Origin of the sequence: Photobacterium frigidiphilum, assembly GCF_003025615.1 — a bacterium.
Classification (GTDB): Bacteria; Pseudomonadota; Gammaproteobacteria; order Enterobacterales; family Vibrionaceae; genus Photobacterium; species Photobacterium frigidiphilum.
In genome coordinates this window covers 1-16,306 of sequence record NZ_PYMJ01000018.1, presented here as the reverse complement: position 1 = coordinate 16,306, position 16,306 = coordinate 1, and the positions used below count along the sequence as shown (strand labels likewise).

The following is a 16,306-nucleotide window of genomic DNA, read 5'->3' as shown; positions in this document are numbered from 1 at the left end:
CGCCCTCTTAAGCAGCTAAATCGAACAACTAGCACTTCAATTTTTTTGTCTTAATACTCGAATAGAAAAGCGCAACTTCACAGCATGGGTGGGAATTATGTTATCACCAATAAAAGTTAATGTTAATGTTAATGGCAACGTTGTGATCGTCGAGGCAGTACCCTACATGAATATATCCAAACGCGACGTTTATGCACTGAATAATATAGTTAACCATAATATTCACGGTTACTTTGGACTTATTGATATCAGAGCAAGAAATATTTCAGTCGAACCATTTAGACACAAATTGATTGTTGAAATTGCAGCAATGCGAACATCGAAGCTTGAGATGTTTGGCAAAGTACAATTATGGTGCATACGAATTGTTTCGCCTGATGCATGTACTTTATCGCCCGTGATGATGGAAGCTGCGGCTTAATTTAAACGCCCATCGAGGTGTACAGTTTTACTTGACCACAACATACTACCGTATAAAGCAGGTTGCTAGTTAAGCAATAGGTCTGCATTTGATAAAGATGAAATTAGGTTTTTTAACATTGAGCTCTTACATTGTACAAATCAAAGCCATGTATAGTGTTTGATGCTGACTTATTTTCCGATCTTTTAGCGAAGATGCTAGAATCTATGCATTCATACATGCTTTAAAGAAAAGTCAGATGAGTTACCGACAACATTCTATTACTCAAATCGACTTCTGTTTTGGTTTTTCAGATTTTGACGCTTCACTTTTGTAGCCCAGCATGTACCAAAATGCACAGCATGATTTTAAAAAAGGTTCAAATTTTCAAATGAGTAGTCAAATGATTCAGTGGTTCCCAGGCCACATGCACAAAGCACGTAAAGAAATTGAAGAAGCAATTCCGAAAGTTGATGTCATTATTGAAGTGCTAGATGCGCGTATTCCATTCAGTAGTGAAAACCCAATGATTTCTTCACTTCGTGGTGAAAAGCCTGTTGTTAAGGTTTTGAACAAACGTGACTTAGCCGATCCTGAAATGACTGAAATGTGGATTGCACACCTTGAAAAAGAACAAGGTGTTAAAGCTATCGCAATCACGACAGAGAACATTGCTGAAGTAAATCAAATCATGGAGCTATGTCGCAAGCTAGCACCTGGTCGCGAAGCAATGGGTAAAAATATTCGTACTATGATTATGGGTATACCTAACGTAGGTAAATCTACAATCATTAACGTAATTGCAGGTCGTACTATTGCTATTACAGGTAACCAGCCAGCCGTTACTCGTCAACAGCAGCGCATTAACCTACAAAACGGCATTGTGTTATCTGACACCCCTGGAATTTTGTGGCCAAAAGTAGAGAACCCGCACAGTGGTTTTCGTTTAGCGGCAACTGGTGCGGTTAAAGATACTGCAATGGATTATACCGATGTCGCTTTCTTCACTATTGAGTATTTAGCAGCTGCTTATCCTGATTTAATCAAAGCACGCTACGATCTTGATGATGAATTACCAGAAACAGATATCGAGTTAATGGAAGAAATTGGACGTAAACGTGGTTGCCTTCGCCCTGGTGGTCGTATTGATATCCATAAAGCGTCAGAAATACTAATCAATGAACTTCGTAACGGCACATTGGGCAAGATCACAATGGAACGCCCAGAAATGATCACTGAAGAGCTGATCAATGTCGCTATTCAAACAGAACTAAAGAAAGAACAACAAATTAAAAAGAAAGAAGAACGTCGTAAGCGTTACCTTAAAAACAAACGCTAATTAAAAAGAAAAGGCACTGTTCTCCCGCTACAAAAGAACAGTGCCTGTGTCAAAAATGACAAGCAGAAGGTGTATTCTGATGTGCTTAATACTTAAACACACTGATATCAAGGCAAGCCTCATGCCACTATTTAAGTAAAGAAAAATCAACAAGTTAAATATATCAGCTAAAAATATTGCACTAATATAAGTGTATAGAGCACCAAAATAGTGCTTACAAAACATGACATATAATAATTAGGATCATATTGCGTTGTTAAAATCACCTGTTCTCTCAACAATAAAACGCACCTACAGTCCAGCAATGACTTATCTAAAAAGTAGCCCTCAATAAAAAATATTTTTTTATAAATAGAAAAATATATACACTAAAAATCATTTATAACACTAAACATTATGAGTAAAAGTCAGACTAAATACGTATTAAATTAAAAGCACAAAACATTTAAAAACAAAGATTTATTATCACTTGAATGTAATTACCTTCACATTCATTGTAATTAGCTCTAAACGAACTAAAAACATATGAGATAACATAAATACTAACCGCAGTTCGCATTAGTTTTTCTCACTTTACGAAAGCCATCTTTGGGTTCATATTCCTCTCGAAATAACATCAGACACTGTCTTTTCTTAGACAGACATCCCATTTACATATTTAATATTGGAGTACACGGTAGTGATTCAGAACACTACTTGTCGCAAAGGCGGAGGTATTTTTGTGCCTGTTGCCGGACTAACTGTTTTCGCAATAGCTTCAGGCTATTTAATGAGTTTAATCCCACTATCAATGGGATCATTTAAGATAGACTCAGGTTTTGCTAGTTGGTTAGCCAGTATTTTTTTTTTTTGCTTATTAATCGGCTCTATGATGATTGAGCCAATTATTGCCAAAATTGGTCACCGAATCGCTTTTATCATGTTCCTTGCGATCCTAGCGATAACTGTTGCTATTATGCCTTTATTTCCAAATAAAGAAGTATGGCTATTTGCCCGTTTACTTGCCGGTATGGCTGTAGCTGGCATTTTTGTCGTAATTGAATCATGGCTATTAATTGGTGACGATAAGAAAGAGCGTGCGAAGCGACTCGGCATTTATATGACATCGTTATATGGTGGTACGACTATAGGGCAATTTGGCATAAACATATTCGGTATTAATGGGTTTGAACCATTTATTGCAATTATTGCTTTGATTTTACTTGCGATTTTGCCACCTCTGTTTATTAAGCAAGGGCAACCAAATTGTGAAGAACACCGTACTATGGGGTTTAAGCAAATCTCACGTTTAAGCAAACCAGCAATTATTGGTTGCTTGGTTTCTGGCGTTGTTATGGGCACGATTTATGGGTTAATGCCCTTAGCGCTACGTAAGGCCGATATGAGCAATGAAAAAATTGGCGTACTAATGGCTGCGATTATTTTAGGTGGTATGATGATTCAACCTATTGTAAGCGCACTATCATTAAAAATGAGCAAAACGTTACTTTTAGCAATGATGTCGTTACTCGGCGTGTTTGCTATGGGGGTTACGTACTTCACGAGTGATTACCTAACAACAGTATTCGCATTGGCGCTGTTAGGTATGTCTGCATTTGCTTTGTATCCGATAGCCATTACTTTGGCCTGTGATGAACTAGGTTCTAACTTTATTGTAGCGGCCACACAAATCATGTTGTTTAGCTATAGCGTGGGATCGGCAACTGGACCGTTGTTAGCTAATAAATTTTTGGTTAAAGCGAATGGATTAATGGATTTTTTCTTCATCGTATTATTAAGCACGGCGATTTATATGTTATTTGCGAGCTTGAAGAAAAAGCCTCAAGTATTGGCGAGCTAAAAAAGAGCGGGCGCGACATTCGTCGCGCCCTTAGGTCTTACTTGCAGCAATCCGGCTACTATGGTGCTCCCTGCATCATTCCATGATTTTGCTGATTCCTTCAGCTTAGTCCTTTATTCTCTATCCTAGAGATATCCTTTGATCTTACCTTGATCCGCCGAATCATCCGGTTCCGACTCTCTCTCCGTCCTGGAGGTGTCCTTTACTTCATCCTGAAGCGGTCCATTTTCGTCTTCCTAACAAGTAAGCATCCTACCTACTGCATCACTTCCGTTTGATTATCCCTTCACAGTCCATGTTCGATAAACCATCCTGATCCACCGCCCTCGTCCTGAGGCTGCCAAACTCCTTGGCTAATTTCCTGTTCCGTTCCGTCAGTTCCTTCCGACGCATTAAAGAATACGGGTTTTATAAATCTAAGCAACGAACAGAGATCACATTTACCATCAAATGTAAGTTCAAAAACGACCAATACACATAAGCATTTGAATATTAGCGATTTTACTTTTAATTTGAAATATTTTATTTATAAAATAAGCTTTATTTATTACAGTTTTGTAAGAGATCTCGCACAAGATAATAATGACTGAACAAAAAAAGAGACAATCCAGTCTCTTTTTTCACTCGAGAAACGTATTTTATCCGATGAATTTATTATGCAACTTCATTTAAACTCTCTAATTTGTCTAATAAATGTTCTTTACGAAATGGTTTAGCAACATAATCATCCATTCCTGCTTCATAACATTTACTGATGTCTTCATCTAGAACACTTGCTGTTAATGCAATAATCGGTAATCGATCAGTATGTTGCTCTTTTTCCCATAATCTAATCGCTTCAGTTGCCGCAAAGCCATCCATGATTGGCATCATGCAATCCATTAAAATGGCTTTAAACAAAGTAGGTTCTTTCTGGGTAATAAGATCAACGGCTTCTTGTCCATTATTAGCCACAACAATTTGGTAGCCCGCTTTTTTAAGCAAGAGTGAAGCTACCTTCTGGTTAACAATGTTATCTTCAACGATCAAAATAACATCTGCTTGCTCTGACATTTGACTCTCTGTGATGGCAGGAGTTGTATTTATGCTCACAGGCTTTATATCAATCAAGCGACTATCAGGATTCAAAGCAGACTTAGCTTGTATTTCTCTATTCTTCAATACGTTGGTAAATGCACTGTTAATCGCTTTTACAAATCGCTGACCAAGCAACGGTAAAATGGTTAATCCATCAATCGTATGACCAAAATCAAATTGCTCATCTTGAAGTTGAGAACAAATAACGAGGGCTGGTCTTTCTTGAATACGATTAAATAATTCAATATCTTTAATCGTACGATTTAAGGTTTTTTGGCAATATAAAATCAAATCATACTGTTGCGATATGCCAGATACGGCTGCCGTTTCTATATCAGAGATAGTGACATTTAGTCCCCATTTTTTACATTCAATCTCAATTAGCTCGGCATTTGAGGTTTGATTTGATAAAAGCAGACACTTTTTATTCTCAAAATTAGAAATAATTTTAGGCTGATACTTAACAACATCAACGTCTAGGCTAAAGTAAAAATCACTACCAAACCCCTTTTCTGATTTCAGTTCAATTGAACCACCTAGAAGCTCAACTAGCTGACGACAAATTGCCAGCCCTAAGCCCGTGCCTCCAAACTGGCGAGTGATCGAACCATCTTCTTGCGTAAACGGTGCAAAGACTTGCTGTTGTTTATCTTTTTCGATGCCGATTCCCGTGTCTTTTATAGAAAAGAGCAACGACGCTTTGTTATCACCAATATCAGTATAAGTTATCGATAACGTTACAGAGCCTTGTAGGGTGAACTTCACTGCATTAGACATCAAGTTCATCAGTACTTGTCGTAATCTGTGCTCATCCAACATAACAGACGTAGGTAGTTCAGGATCTAATTGAATTTGAAGGTTAAGCTCTTGTTCTGATGCTTTTGCTTGAACGATAGTAATCGTGTCGTAAACAACTTCTGCTAAATTTGATTCATGAGGCACAAGCACCAGATTCCCTGATTCTATTTTAGATAAATCAAGAATGTCATTAATCAACAATAGTAATGTTTGTGAAGACGTTTCGATGGTTTGCAAATATTCGACTTGAGAAGGGTTCAGTTCTGTATCGGACAAAATACCTGACATCCCTATAATGCCATTCAATGGCGTACGTATTTCATGAGACATGTTTGCTAAGAAGGAGCTTTTAGCAACGTTAGCCTTCTCAGCTTCTTCTTTCGCCTTTATAATATTCGCTTGGCTGAAATGACGATCTTCAAGTAATTGATTTAACTTAGACGTGAATACAGTGAATTCATCATTACCATCAGACTTCACTTTCAATGCTGAATTATGGTCTTCTTCAATTTTTGACATCGTTTTAATAACACGGCTCAAGTAAAAAAGAATACGTCGTGATAAATTGGTTCCGAGATAGCACATAATTATCATTGATAATAATATTGCAGCAAGATATACATTCATTAGAGTTTTGATATCTGTCGTTGTTGTTTGAATATCATCAACTAACGAGATACTCACCTCTTGTACAACTTGCTGTATTAAGGTGAACCTGTCATTAAAAGCTTGCAAGCCTGTCGCTATCTCACTCTCTTCCATTATCTCCGTTAAAATACCCTCTCGTAATTTATAACTGTCAGCAAAAGCAGGGTTTGCAAACGTTTTAAGCAAAAGATCAATTTGTTTCGGGCTGGCACTAATTGCGATAAATCGGTCAATAAAAAGCTGCTGACGCTCAATCACCGTCGATAATGACTGTTTAAACTCATTATTGTTCGTTTCTTGATATTGATGAATAAACCAATTTTCTTCTTGTGCCCAAAAAAACAGCCACTGCAATTGATAAAGCACTTCAGTATTTTTCTCTATATCTATATTTCCAGTACTCACTCTGTTTTTTTCAAAAGTGATTAAAAACTGACTAACAAGATCGTCAAACCATACTGACCAATCATTCAAATCTTCTTTATTCGTGGAAAGAAGCTCAACTTTCGCTTCATCCATCTCTTTTAAGATATTCTCTGCACCCTCTTTTTCACTTTGAGAGAACGCGCTGGGCAGTAACAAAAAAGCACGATTAATCGCTTCAGATAGAGCATTGAATTCATTCGATTCAATATCGCCCACTAATCTTTCTGTTTTGAGTGTGTGAACTTGCGATGAAATCACATATTGCTCTTTCAAGAGTTCAATTCTTGTATTCAACAAATTCAATGATTGCACTTCACCGTATAGCTTCTTTATTTCTAACCCAGCAAATACACTCATAAACAGTAGTGGCAACCCAACTAACAGAAATAGTCTTGATTTAATGGATATTTTGTTCACAAAGCCCATATTCTCTCCTTGAATGTGAACTCAGACCAATGTCTGTTTGTAGTCACAATAATGTCTACTATTATGTATAGTAGGTTTAGTAGTCACTGATATGGAAAAAATCAATGAATAAGGATTTTCTTGATAAACAAGTTGTTATGACATTCTTATTTGGAATGTTCATCACATTATTTTCATCCTATGTTAATGCTGAAAGTCGCTCTGATAATAAGGAAGTAGAGTTTGCCGTATTTTCTATGAATAGTGATATTCCCGCTTTAAGTAAAAGCAAAGCGAGAATGCTCTATAAAGGAAAAACAAAAAAAATAAATGGTAGTTTAAAAATCATATTAGTTGATTTGCCTGTGAACTCTATTCATAGAGAAGAGTTTTATTCTATGTTACTGGGCAAATCCATATCTCAGATGAATGGGTATTGGGCAAGTTTATCATTTTCAGGCAAAGGTAAAGCACCAGAAGAACTTAATAGTGATGATATAAAAAGCATTATTGAATGGTTGAATAATAATCCAAATGGTATTGCGTATGCTCCCATTGAATCTGTTCCGGAAAATGCCAATATTTTAATCACTATCTTACAGGGAGAGTAAGACAATGAATAAAACACTTTTATCAATCATTATTATCGCAGCCCTTCCATTCTGCTCACAAGCAGCAATCGATGTAACTGATAACTTTTCAATCAGTGGTTTTGGCTCAACATCTATTACTCAGTCAGATAACAAAACACCACTATTTGTAAACCGAGAAATTACTGATGACACTTGCTACGATTGTGATACAACATTCGGTTTGCAAGCTGACTGGGCAATATGGGATGAATTAAGCGCCTCAGTTCAAGTCGTTAAACGCCCTCAAGATAATTGGTCTGAACCAGAAGTAGAATGGGCTTACCTCGCTTACCATTATAATAGTTTATCATTTAAAGCCGGGCGTCTACGACTGCCTCTCTTTCTTGCGTCTGAATATTATTATGTCGGGCAAGCTTACACATGGGCACGACCGCCTCAAGAGGTCTACGATAGTATTTTAGGGTTCAATTATTTTGATGGCCTTTCGGTGAGTTGGGAATATGAACTCTCCGATGAAATAGTGCTAACTGCAATGCCATATTATGGTTTTTCGAATACCAATAAAACGGATTACGATGGTGTAACGCTAGAATTTGATACAGAGCGAGTGGCAGGTATTTCATTCGATATGAGTGGCTTTAATTATCGTATTCATATGAATTATATGAATGCAAAATATCGAATCGTTCCATCACCAACCTATGAAACATTAAACATCTATACGTTCGGGGCTGAATATTCACTTGATCAGTGGCATTTTATGGCAGAAGTAGAAACAGACGAGATTCAAACGAATTGGTATACAAGCGCTTCTTATAATATCGATAAGTTTACCCCTTATGTAGTGTATGGAGAGAGCCACCAACGCCGGAAAAGCAATAGTATTACGACAGGCGTAAGATACGATATCACGCACTCAATCTCTGTTAATGCTGAATGGCAAAACATCTTTATGGATAGTGAAGATTACAACGTCGGAAATTCAGGACAATTTGTTGCACCACCAATCGCTTACGGTGAAGACAAAGATGCCCAGTTGTACACTGTTATGCTGAATTTCGTATTCTAAACTGAAACCTAAATGTAAGGGAGTAATGACATGCTGATGATCAGCAATAATTACTCCCTTTTATATATTAAGATTACAAACACGTTAAACCGCTTATTTCACTAACATTGCAGCACCAAACACACCGGCACTATCACCTAAATCTGGTTTAACGATAAGTGTATCTAAAATTGGGTTAAACAAGTGGCGCTTAATCGCTTGTGGGGCGTGTTCATAAAGTGCGTCGATATTGCCCACACCACCGCCCACGACAATCACATCGGGGTCAATAACGTTAATAATTTGTGCAACAGCCAAACCAAATTTATCGATTAATCGCGTTAATGTATGCTGAGCAAAACTATCTCCGGATTCTGCCAATTTTACGATTTCAGGCAAAGAGTGTTCTTGCTTAGCAATACTTTTATAATGCGCTTCTAAGCCTTTCCCTGAAATCACTGTTTCTAAACAGCCTTCTTTACCGCAATAACATAACGCACCATTAGGTTCTAATACATTATGCCCCCACTCGCCTGCAATGCCATGTCGTCCGTTTATCAGCTTGCCATTAACAACAACACCAGAACCAACACCTGTACCCATAATGATACCGAATACGACTTCAGCATCAGGCTTTAAGCGTTTCACAACACCTAAGCGGGCTTCCGCTAACGCAAAACAATTTGCATCATTTGCAAGTACAACTTTAGTGCCCAGCATTTCTGAGAGATCTTTATCAAAAGGCTGACCATTCAATGCTGTTGAATTGCAGTTTTTCATTACACCTGTTTGAGGATCTAACGCGCCAGGTGTACCAAAGCCAATCGCCTCGGGGTATTCACCTATAGATTCAGCACACATATCAATAAGAGATTTAATTCGTTGTAGAATATGGGCATAACCTTTACTTCCTTCAGTGGCTACTCGCTTACGCAACACACACTGATCATCTGTTCGTGACATCACTGCACACTCAATCTTCGTGCCACCTAGATCAACACCCCAATAATACTGACTCATTGCTACTCCAGACATTTTATTGTTATATACCATAGTTACCTCATGATGGTCGCTTAAGCGATAATTCAGCACCGTAAGGTAACTTAGATATAATATACTGAATAATTAAGGGATAAGAGCAACACGTACAACAAAGCTAACGAAAAAAGTGCCAATTCGTGATATCGCTTTTGTTTAGATAGATAATTTTTGCCCCAAACGCCAGAGCAATCACACAATCAATTTTAACGACAAGATCGCCTAATCATTAAAATCAGCCATAATTACTTAACAATGGTCATGACTTTGGCTTATCGAATTTTAGGCAAATGTCGTCAAGGAGAATCACACCATGTTTCTTAAAGAGACTCGTACTGGTGATCTAGTAGATGTAATTGATATGGGGTCTTTAATAAACCCTTTTACTCGACAGGTGGATGTTCAATACCAATCAGGGGAGGATTTAGCCGATCCTGTTACGATAGACAAACAGAATTTGGCTTTTCCATCTGGCGAGCAATTACCAGAATGCTGGATAAACGGCTACTACCGTTTTAAACAAGGATAATGGGTTAGATAAAACGTAATAATGAATCGACTATTTCACTCGCCATCTCATAACTACTTAATACTGGTTATAACCGATGGCGAGTGACTATAATACCCAAGCTACCTCAAGATGCAGGATTCAGAGTAACTCCCGAAGGGCGAGTTTTATTGGAATCTATGCGGTATTACTTTTGAAGGTTTTTAGCTAACTCTAAACAATGTAATCGAAGTTCTTCTACTCGAGTTGCATCCATACTCGACTTCTGGCGAAGCTGTTGTTTCAAATCTTTCGCCTTTTCTTGTAGCTCGCGTCCAGTCAAGGTTAATGAGATCACTTTTTTACGCTCATCAACGGGTGAAACTTGACGGGTCAGCATCTGCTTGCCTTCTAAACGCTTCACAATCGGTGTTAATGTTCCTGGGTCAAGATGAGTATCATGAGATAACTCTGTTAGGCTTACATCATTGTTGTACCACAATGATTGCATAACGATGTACTGTGGGTAAGTGAGATCAAACTCATCTAACAACGGGCGGTATGCGCGAACTAATGCATTGGTCGCCGTATAGAGTGCAAAGCACACATTATCTGATAACTGTTGAGACATTCTTTCCCTCTCCGGCATACAATCACTTTATAAGTGATCATTTTCATCTCTGCGATACTGGTTGTATCTACTCTGCTTCTTATATTCCGCATAATAACGCGTATTGCATCACAGTAATATAGTTAGTCTAAAATTACTTAGCGCGCAAAATATATTCACACAAAACTATTGCGCAAAAGTAAAGCTGGGTGTAACTTAAAAAACAGATTTAGTTAGCGCGCAAAATATTTGCAGGAAAAGTAATTAGATCTTACTTTTTCAACAAACCATAACTATTAAACAAGCAGTAAGCTTTTGAACAAAATGAAAAGAAGCTGCTACTGTTACTTAAAATCTTTCAAAGGAAGACATAATGAACATTCAAGAAATTCAATTAGCTTCTCGCCCTACAGGCATTCCGTCAGCTGAAAACTTTGCATTGGCTCAAAATACACTCCCTGAAATACAAGATGGTGAAGTATTAGTAAAGAACCTTTGGATGTCTGTTGACCCTTACATGCGTGGTCGCATGATGGATCGTGCAAGCTACATTGCCCCTTTCCAAATAGGTGAAGCCTTAGAAGGTGGTGCAATTGGTGAAGTCATTGAATCGAAAAACAGTGAGTTCCCTGTTGGCACCAAAGTAAACAGCATGCAGGGTTGGCGCAGCCATTACATCAGTAACGGAAACGGTTTAACCGCACTTCCTTTTACACCACTACCCGATCAAAGTTTCTTAGGCATTATGGGTATGCCCGGTATGACAGCATGGACAGGTCTGTTCCGTATCGCAAACTTAAAACCAACAGATACTGTTTTCATTTCTGCAGCTTCTGGCGCAGTGGGTAGCGTTGCTTGTCAGATTGCAAAAATGCACGGCTGTACTGTTGTCGGTTCAACAGGTTCTGACGATAAAGTAGCACTGCTTAAAAGCCTAGGTGTCGATGTTGTTATTAACTATAAAAAAGAATCAAACCTAACAGAAGCATTAGCAAAAGCGGCACCGCAAGGTATTGATGTATACTTTGAGAATGTAGGTGGTGAGCACCTTGAAGCTGCATTGGCAAACATGAGCGATTACGGCCGTATAGCGGTATGTGGCATGATTTCTCAATACAATGCGACCGAACCTCAGCCTGGTCCTACTAACCTTGCCATGCTTATTATCAAGAAATTAAAAGTTGAAGGCTTCATTGTATTCGACCACTGGGCGCACTATGGTGAATTCGCACAGCAAATGGGTCAATGGATCGCTGAAGGTAAAATCAAATGGGAAGAAACTGTGTACGAAGGCTTAGCTGAAGCGCCTAATGCATTTATCGGACTGTTTGAAGGTAAGAATAAAGGAAAAATGCTCGTTAAACTGTAAGCCTGATATATCGCAATTAACTTGACGCATAATAAAAAAGGAGCCTGAAGGCTCCTTTTTTGTCGACGGTGTATATAAACTTTGTCTATCGATCTTTCATTACTAAAGAAGCGGGTGCCACTTTCAATCGTTGTGCAATTTGAGTCGTTAAACGATTTATACCTTCAGATAAGGCTTTAACCTGCGCGTCATACCCCTCTTCTTGTAAAGGCACTTGGAACTGAAATGGATATACGCCATTCAAATCGCCATCACTTTTTACTAGCATCCACTCGCCACTAATTTTAGCCATGCCGGAATAGTGTCCATTGAACTCATCAATTTTCACCTGTAACCGCGGTGAATTATACGTACTTAAGGCTGGCGTCAGTTCAGTTGTCCAGAACTGGCTTTGCTTACTGCGTAAATCTTGATTAATACGCCGTGTCAGCTGCTTACCAATGCTTTCAGCCCATAGGTTTTGTTGAGCTTGTACAACTTCGGTATCACTTACTTGATACACAAGGCCTGTACCTGCTAGATGTTCAGCCATCTCAACCGGGCGAATAACCAGCAAGGGTTGGTTCGACCCAATTTGAGAAACGGTACTTTGTGCACCAGTAGGTAATAAATAACTATTCACTGCACCGGGTTGACTGCTGCAGCCAGCTAAGAATGCAGTGGCGGCTACCATAAATAATAGGTATTTTTTCATTATTGGCGGCCTCCAGCCGGAATAGGATCTTGTACTTTATCGTCACCGAAAACCAATGAATTAGGTTTTTCATTTAATTGTCGTAAAACGGGTTGTAGCTCTTTCATTACTTGCTCAAAACGCGCTAATGCTCCCTCAAGGTTTCTATAAGGTGCAGCATCTGGTCCAAAGCCATTCAAGGTTGTCTGAATTTCTTGTAAACTTTTACGCATATCACTGGGTAATGCTTGGGTATCTTTTTGTGCTAGCAATTTGTCTAAGCTTTTCGCCACTTTCTCTGAGGCTAGCAAGGTTTTCCGTGATGTGTTTAATGTATTAGTTAACGACGTTAACGTATCTTCGACAGGTAAGTCATTAAACTTCTTCAGTACACCGCTGATCTGCTTCTGAATTTCAGCAAAACCACCCGCTTTAGTGGGAAACAACGGATAGTCATCATAACTGTTGATTGGTGGCAATTTTTCATCTTTATATACTTCTGTATCGACAAATAATGCACCGGTTAATAAATTACCGGTTTTAAGGCTACCGCGAAGCCCACCTTTAAATTCACGTTCTAAGTTGCGTTTCAAACCGTCAAGAGAATCAAAGCCATTCTTACCATAAACTCGACCAAGCTCTATCCGAATAAGAACAGGAATCTGCTTACTAGAAAAACCTTCTTCGCCTGTTGGTAAACGTAGGGGGACTTTCTTCACCGTACCAATACGAATACCACGATATTCAATAGGAGCACCTTCATTTAAGCCACGAACCGATTCATCAAATAGCATGACATATTCAATATACTCATCGAAAATTCGCTCACGTACCGTATTAAAGTTGTTATATAGCTTAAACAGGCTCATCTGTTTGGTGATAGGATTTCCTTCTTCAGAGCCATTAGGCACTCTAAAACTGACTCCTCCTGTAATTAATGATTCCATTGAGCCTATTTTCAAGTTGAAGCCCTGCGCCGACATCTGTAAATCAACACCCGATGTTAACCAAAATTTAGTACGGCTACGGATCAAGCTGTCATATGGCTGAAAAATAAATAGCTGGTAGTTGGCTTTTTTAGTGTCAGTATCAAAACTCACCTTTTCAACTCGCCCTACTGTAAATCCTTCATATAATACTGGGTCGCCAACACTTAGTTTACCCGCTTCACGGTGCGTTAATATCAGTCGTAAACCTTTAGCATCTGCGGGTGCAACAGGCGGTACATCTAGTACTGTAAACTCACGTTTTTCGGTTTTTTTAATACCCGGTTGTAACTCAATATACGATCCTGACAGCAAGGTATCTAAACCCGAAATACCTTCTTTACCAATTCGGGGTTTTACTACCCAAAATCGTGTATCTTCTTTCAGCATTCTTTCGGCGTCTTTATCCATCTGCACTTTTGCGGTGATATACGTGTAATCATCGCTCAGTTTAACTTCAGTCACGACGCCTACTTTTACATTTAGGGATTTAATTTCGGTTTTCCCCACTTCAATACCTTCTGCCGTTTTTAACGTCAGCGTTATCTCTGGGCCTTTACTTCCAACAAATTGCACCAACATCCAGATACCAATTACCAATGCAACAATAGGCACTAACCATATCGTTGATATCTGTTTTAAATCTTGAACGTCAGCCTTAGCTGGCTTGTTATCATTCATAATCAGGCTTCTTATTAAAGTTAGAAATGGCTGTCGATTGAACTGAATGGTCAGCGGTATCGAATTCTTTTATTTCATCTAAATGCGGGCTTGGTTCATCACTACCACTTGATTGCGACCAAAATACACGAGGGTCAAACTGCATGGCTGACAGCATTGTGCAAATAACCACAATCGCGAAAGACAAAGCAGCAGGACCAGGGAAAATTGCCATTAAGTTCTGTAACTGCACCAACGCAACTAAAATGGCGACAACAAAAATATCAATCATTGACCAACGCCCGATAAGCTCAGTCATTCGATACAAACCTAAATGTTGAATAGCACGTTTGGTTGATGAATCCGCCGTTTTACGCGCGCTGATAAACAACCAGACCAATGAAAACATTTTAGCCAATGGAATGACTACACTCGCTAAAAAAATCACCATCGCGATGGGATATGAGCCCATATTCCACAGTAAAACAACGCCCCCAATAATTGTAGAGCCATCAACCTTCCCCAAACTTACGGTATACATCATTGGGTAGAGGTTTGCTGGAATATAGAAAATAAATGACGCTAATAGTAATGCCCACGACTTTTGAAGGCTTAAGTTAGGGGCGTAATGATGCAAATGGCTATCACAGCGTAAGCACTTGGTGTGTGCCTTTTCTGGCATTGAGTTTAATTGAGAACACATATGACAGTTAACATGATTATTCGACATATGTGTGTCGCCAGGTTTCACGTCACTAAGCGGTACCATCGGAATAAACTGATCCCATAGCCATGTTCTATCAACCATCGAGACGCACTTAACAACCAGCACCGTGTAAACACAGAAAGCACCAAAAGAGATACCTAGCCCAACATCAGCTAATGATGCAATTTTAATTAAACTAACGAGTACCCCAATAAAAAAAACATCTACCATCAACCAAGCTTCAACACGAAAAAGACCACGGCATAAACGCTTAATCACACGCAGGTTTACATTTTCACGCCCCGCCAGCTTTATCTGCGAGGCTTTGTAGTACAAATACATCACAACACAAATATAGCCAGCAGGCAGCACAATAACGGTCATCAGCAGCAATAACGCCAACAAGCTATTTTCAAAATGCTGCAGCATTTCAGCGGCATGTAACAAGGTTATTTCTTGAGAGATCCCTTGCACACTAAAAGACATGAATGGAAAGCTAACACTCAAGACCAGCATGATCATACAAGCTATACCGTAAGCTAACGGACGTTGAAATGGCATGATAATTTGTTTTGTTAACGTATGATGGCAACGTGGACATCCCGCCTTTTGCCCTTCTTCGAGCCTTGGCATATCAACAACTAACCCGCACTCTTCACACGCAACCATCAATTCAGGAGCTTTGTGTTCTGTCATGGGTAAATTTGACTCATTTGACACATATCACCTCAGTATAGGTAAGAACAGGACATAAGCTTCAATAACAAGAAAAGTAAAACCAAGAAATACAATAAGATATATAATGTTTGCGCTAAATCACACTATTAGTACTCTTGGAGTTAATTATATACACAGGTGTATCGCTATAGTTTCTCAAAATGCAGAGTTTACAACACTTCAATGAAAAATGAACAGTGTTTTAATGCGGCGTGTTCTACAATCTGAGGAATGTGAAAGATTGAGTTTCAGATTAAAAATAACAAATCTACAAAATTAGCCTCAAGAACAAAAGTGATAAAAAAATCGATGTAACATCTTTAATGTTTTTTTATTCGCTTTTATTCCAATAACGAATCTGTCACGTCCTAAAATACGTTGACGGTTTATTGATCGGCCAGTAGCGCTAGCTGCTGGCCTTTTTCATGCACTTCATTTGGCGTTTGCATACCCAAACTCAGATGCGGTCTCATATTATTGTAGATA

The 16,306-nt window shown here is 38.7% G+C and carries 13 protein-coding genes; 7 read left to right on the top strand and 6 right to left on the bottom strand.

Annotated elements, in window-relative coordinates:
• The first annotated feature begins 166 nt into the window (after positions 1 to 166).
• The 3 genes from C9J12_RS30965 (at position 167) to C9J12_RS16780 (ending at position 3,579) form a co-directional block, all read left to right on the top strand.
• Positions 167 to 421 (top strand): hypothetical protein, encoded by a 255-nt coding sequence (locus tag C9J12_RS30965; RefSeq protein ID WP_193944682.1) that lies wholly within the window; start codon positions 167 to 169, stop codon positions 419 to 421.
• Positions 422 to 791: 370 nt separating this feature from the next.
• On the top strand, positions 792 to 1,739 hold the full coding sequence (gene ylqF / locus C9J12_RS16785; protein WP_107243838.1) for a ribosome biogenesis GTPase YlqF: 948 nt from the start codon (positions 792 to 794) through the stop codon (positions 1,737 to 1,739).
• 682 nt (positions 1,740 to 2,421) lie between these two features.
• Complete coding sequence (locus tag C9J12_RS16780; RefSeq protein WP_407675687.1) at positions 2,422 to 3,579, top strand: MFS transporter; 1,158 nt, start codon at positions 2,422 to 2,424, stop codon at positions 3,577 to 3,579.
• A gap of 654 nt (positions 3,580 to 4,233) precedes the next feature.
• On the opposite strand, the gene C9J12_RS16775 is transcribed toward C9J12_RS16780, so the two are convergent.
• The gene (locus C9J12_RS16775; protein ID WP_107243760.1) at positions 4,234 to 6,954 is read right to left on the bottom strand and encodes a hybrid sensor histidine kinase/response regulator; all 2,721 of its coding nucleotides are present in this window, start codon (positions 6,952 to 6,954) and stop codon (positions 4,234 to 4,236) included.
• A 104-nt stretch (positions 6,955 to 7,058) separates the two neighbouring features.
• Between C9J12_RS16775 and C9J12_RS16770 the strand changes: the two genes are divergently transcribed.
• Positions 7,059 to 7,544, top strand: coding sequence for a hypothetical protein (locus C9J12_RS16770; protein ID WP_107243759.1), 486 nt, complete (start codon positions 7,059 to 7,061; stop codon positions 7,542 to 7,544).
• A gap of 4 nt (positions 7,545 to 7,548) precedes the next feature.
• Positions 7,549 to 8,595, top strand: coding sequence for a porin (locus C9J12_RS16765; RefSeq protein ID WP_107243758.1), 1,047 nt, complete (start codon positions 7,549 to 7,551; stop codon positions 8,593 to 8,595).
• Positions 8,596 to 8,688: 93 nt separating this feature from the next.
• On the opposite strand, the gene C9J12_RS16760 is transcribed toward C9J12_RS16765, so the two are convergent.
• A complete protein-coding gene (locus C9J12_RS16760) occupies positions 8,689 to 9,594 on the bottom strand; it encodes an ROK family protein (RefSeq protein WP_107243837.1) in 906 nt (301 codons plus the stop codon).
• A 331-nt stretch (positions 9,595 to 9,925) separates the two neighbouring features.
• Here C9J12_RS16760 and C9J12_RS16755 point away from each other — a divergent pair, with 331 nt between their 5' ends.
• On the top strand, positions 9,926 to 10,141 hold the full coding sequence (locus tag C9J12_RS16755; RefSeq protein WP_011221217.1) for a hypothetical protein: 216 nt from the start codon (positions 9,926 to 9,928) through the stop codon (positions 10,139 to 10,141).
• A gap of 166 nt (positions 10,142 to 10,307) precedes the next feature.
• Here the strand turns inward: C9J12_RS16755 and C9J12_RS16750 are convergent, their stop codons facing one another.
• Positions 10,308 to 10,730 (bottom strand): MarR family winged helix-turn-helix transcriptional regulator, encoded by a 423-nt coding sequence (locus C9J12_RS16750; RefSeq protein ID WP_107243757.1) that lies wholly within the window; start codon positions 10,728 to 10,730, stop codon positions 10,308 to 10,310.
• A 352-nt stretch (positions 10,731 to 11,082) separates the two neighbouring features.
• Here C9J12_RS16750 and C9J12_RS16745 point away from each other — a divergent pair, with 352 nt between their 5' ends.
• Complete coding sequence (locus C9J12_RS16745) at positions 11,083 to 12,078, top strand: NADP-dependent oxidoreductase (RefSeq protein WP_107243756.1); 996 nt, start codon at positions 11,083 to 11,085, stop codon at positions 12,076 to 12,078.
• Between the two features lie 85 nt (positions 12,079 to 12,163).
• Here C9J12_RS16745 and C9J12_RS16740 read toward each other — a convergent pair whose 3' ends face one another.
• Genes C9J12_RS16740 through C9J12_RS16730 form a run of 3 tightly spaced genes read right to left on the bottom strand, consistent with a single transcriptional unit; the run spans position 12,164 to position 15,799 of the window.
• Positions 12,164 to 12,772 carry a PqiC family protein gene (locus tag C9J12_RS16740; protein WP_107243755.1) on the bottom strand — a complete coding sequence of 203 codons (609 nt, stop codon included), beginning with the start codon at positions 12,770 to 12,772 and terminating at the stop codon, positions 12,164 to 12,166.
• On the bottom strand, positions 12,772 to 14,418 hold the full coding sequence (gene pqiB / locus C9J12_RS16735) for an intermembrane transport protein PqiB (protein WP_107243754.1): 1,647 nt from the start codon (positions 14,416 to 14,418) through the stop codon (positions 12,772 to 12,774). The genes C9J12_RS16740 and pqiB overlap by 1 nt, the downstream gene beginning before the upstream one ends.
• Positions 14,411 to 15,799, bottom strand: coding sequence for a paraquat-inducible protein A (locus C9J12_RS16730; protein WP_107243753.1), 1,389 nt, complete (start codon positions 15,797 to 15,799; stop codon positions 14,411 to 14,413). The genes pqiB and C9J12_RS16730 overlap by 8 nt, the downstream gene beginning before the upstream one ends.
• Between the last annotated feature and the right edge of the window lie 507 nt (positions 15,800 to 16,306).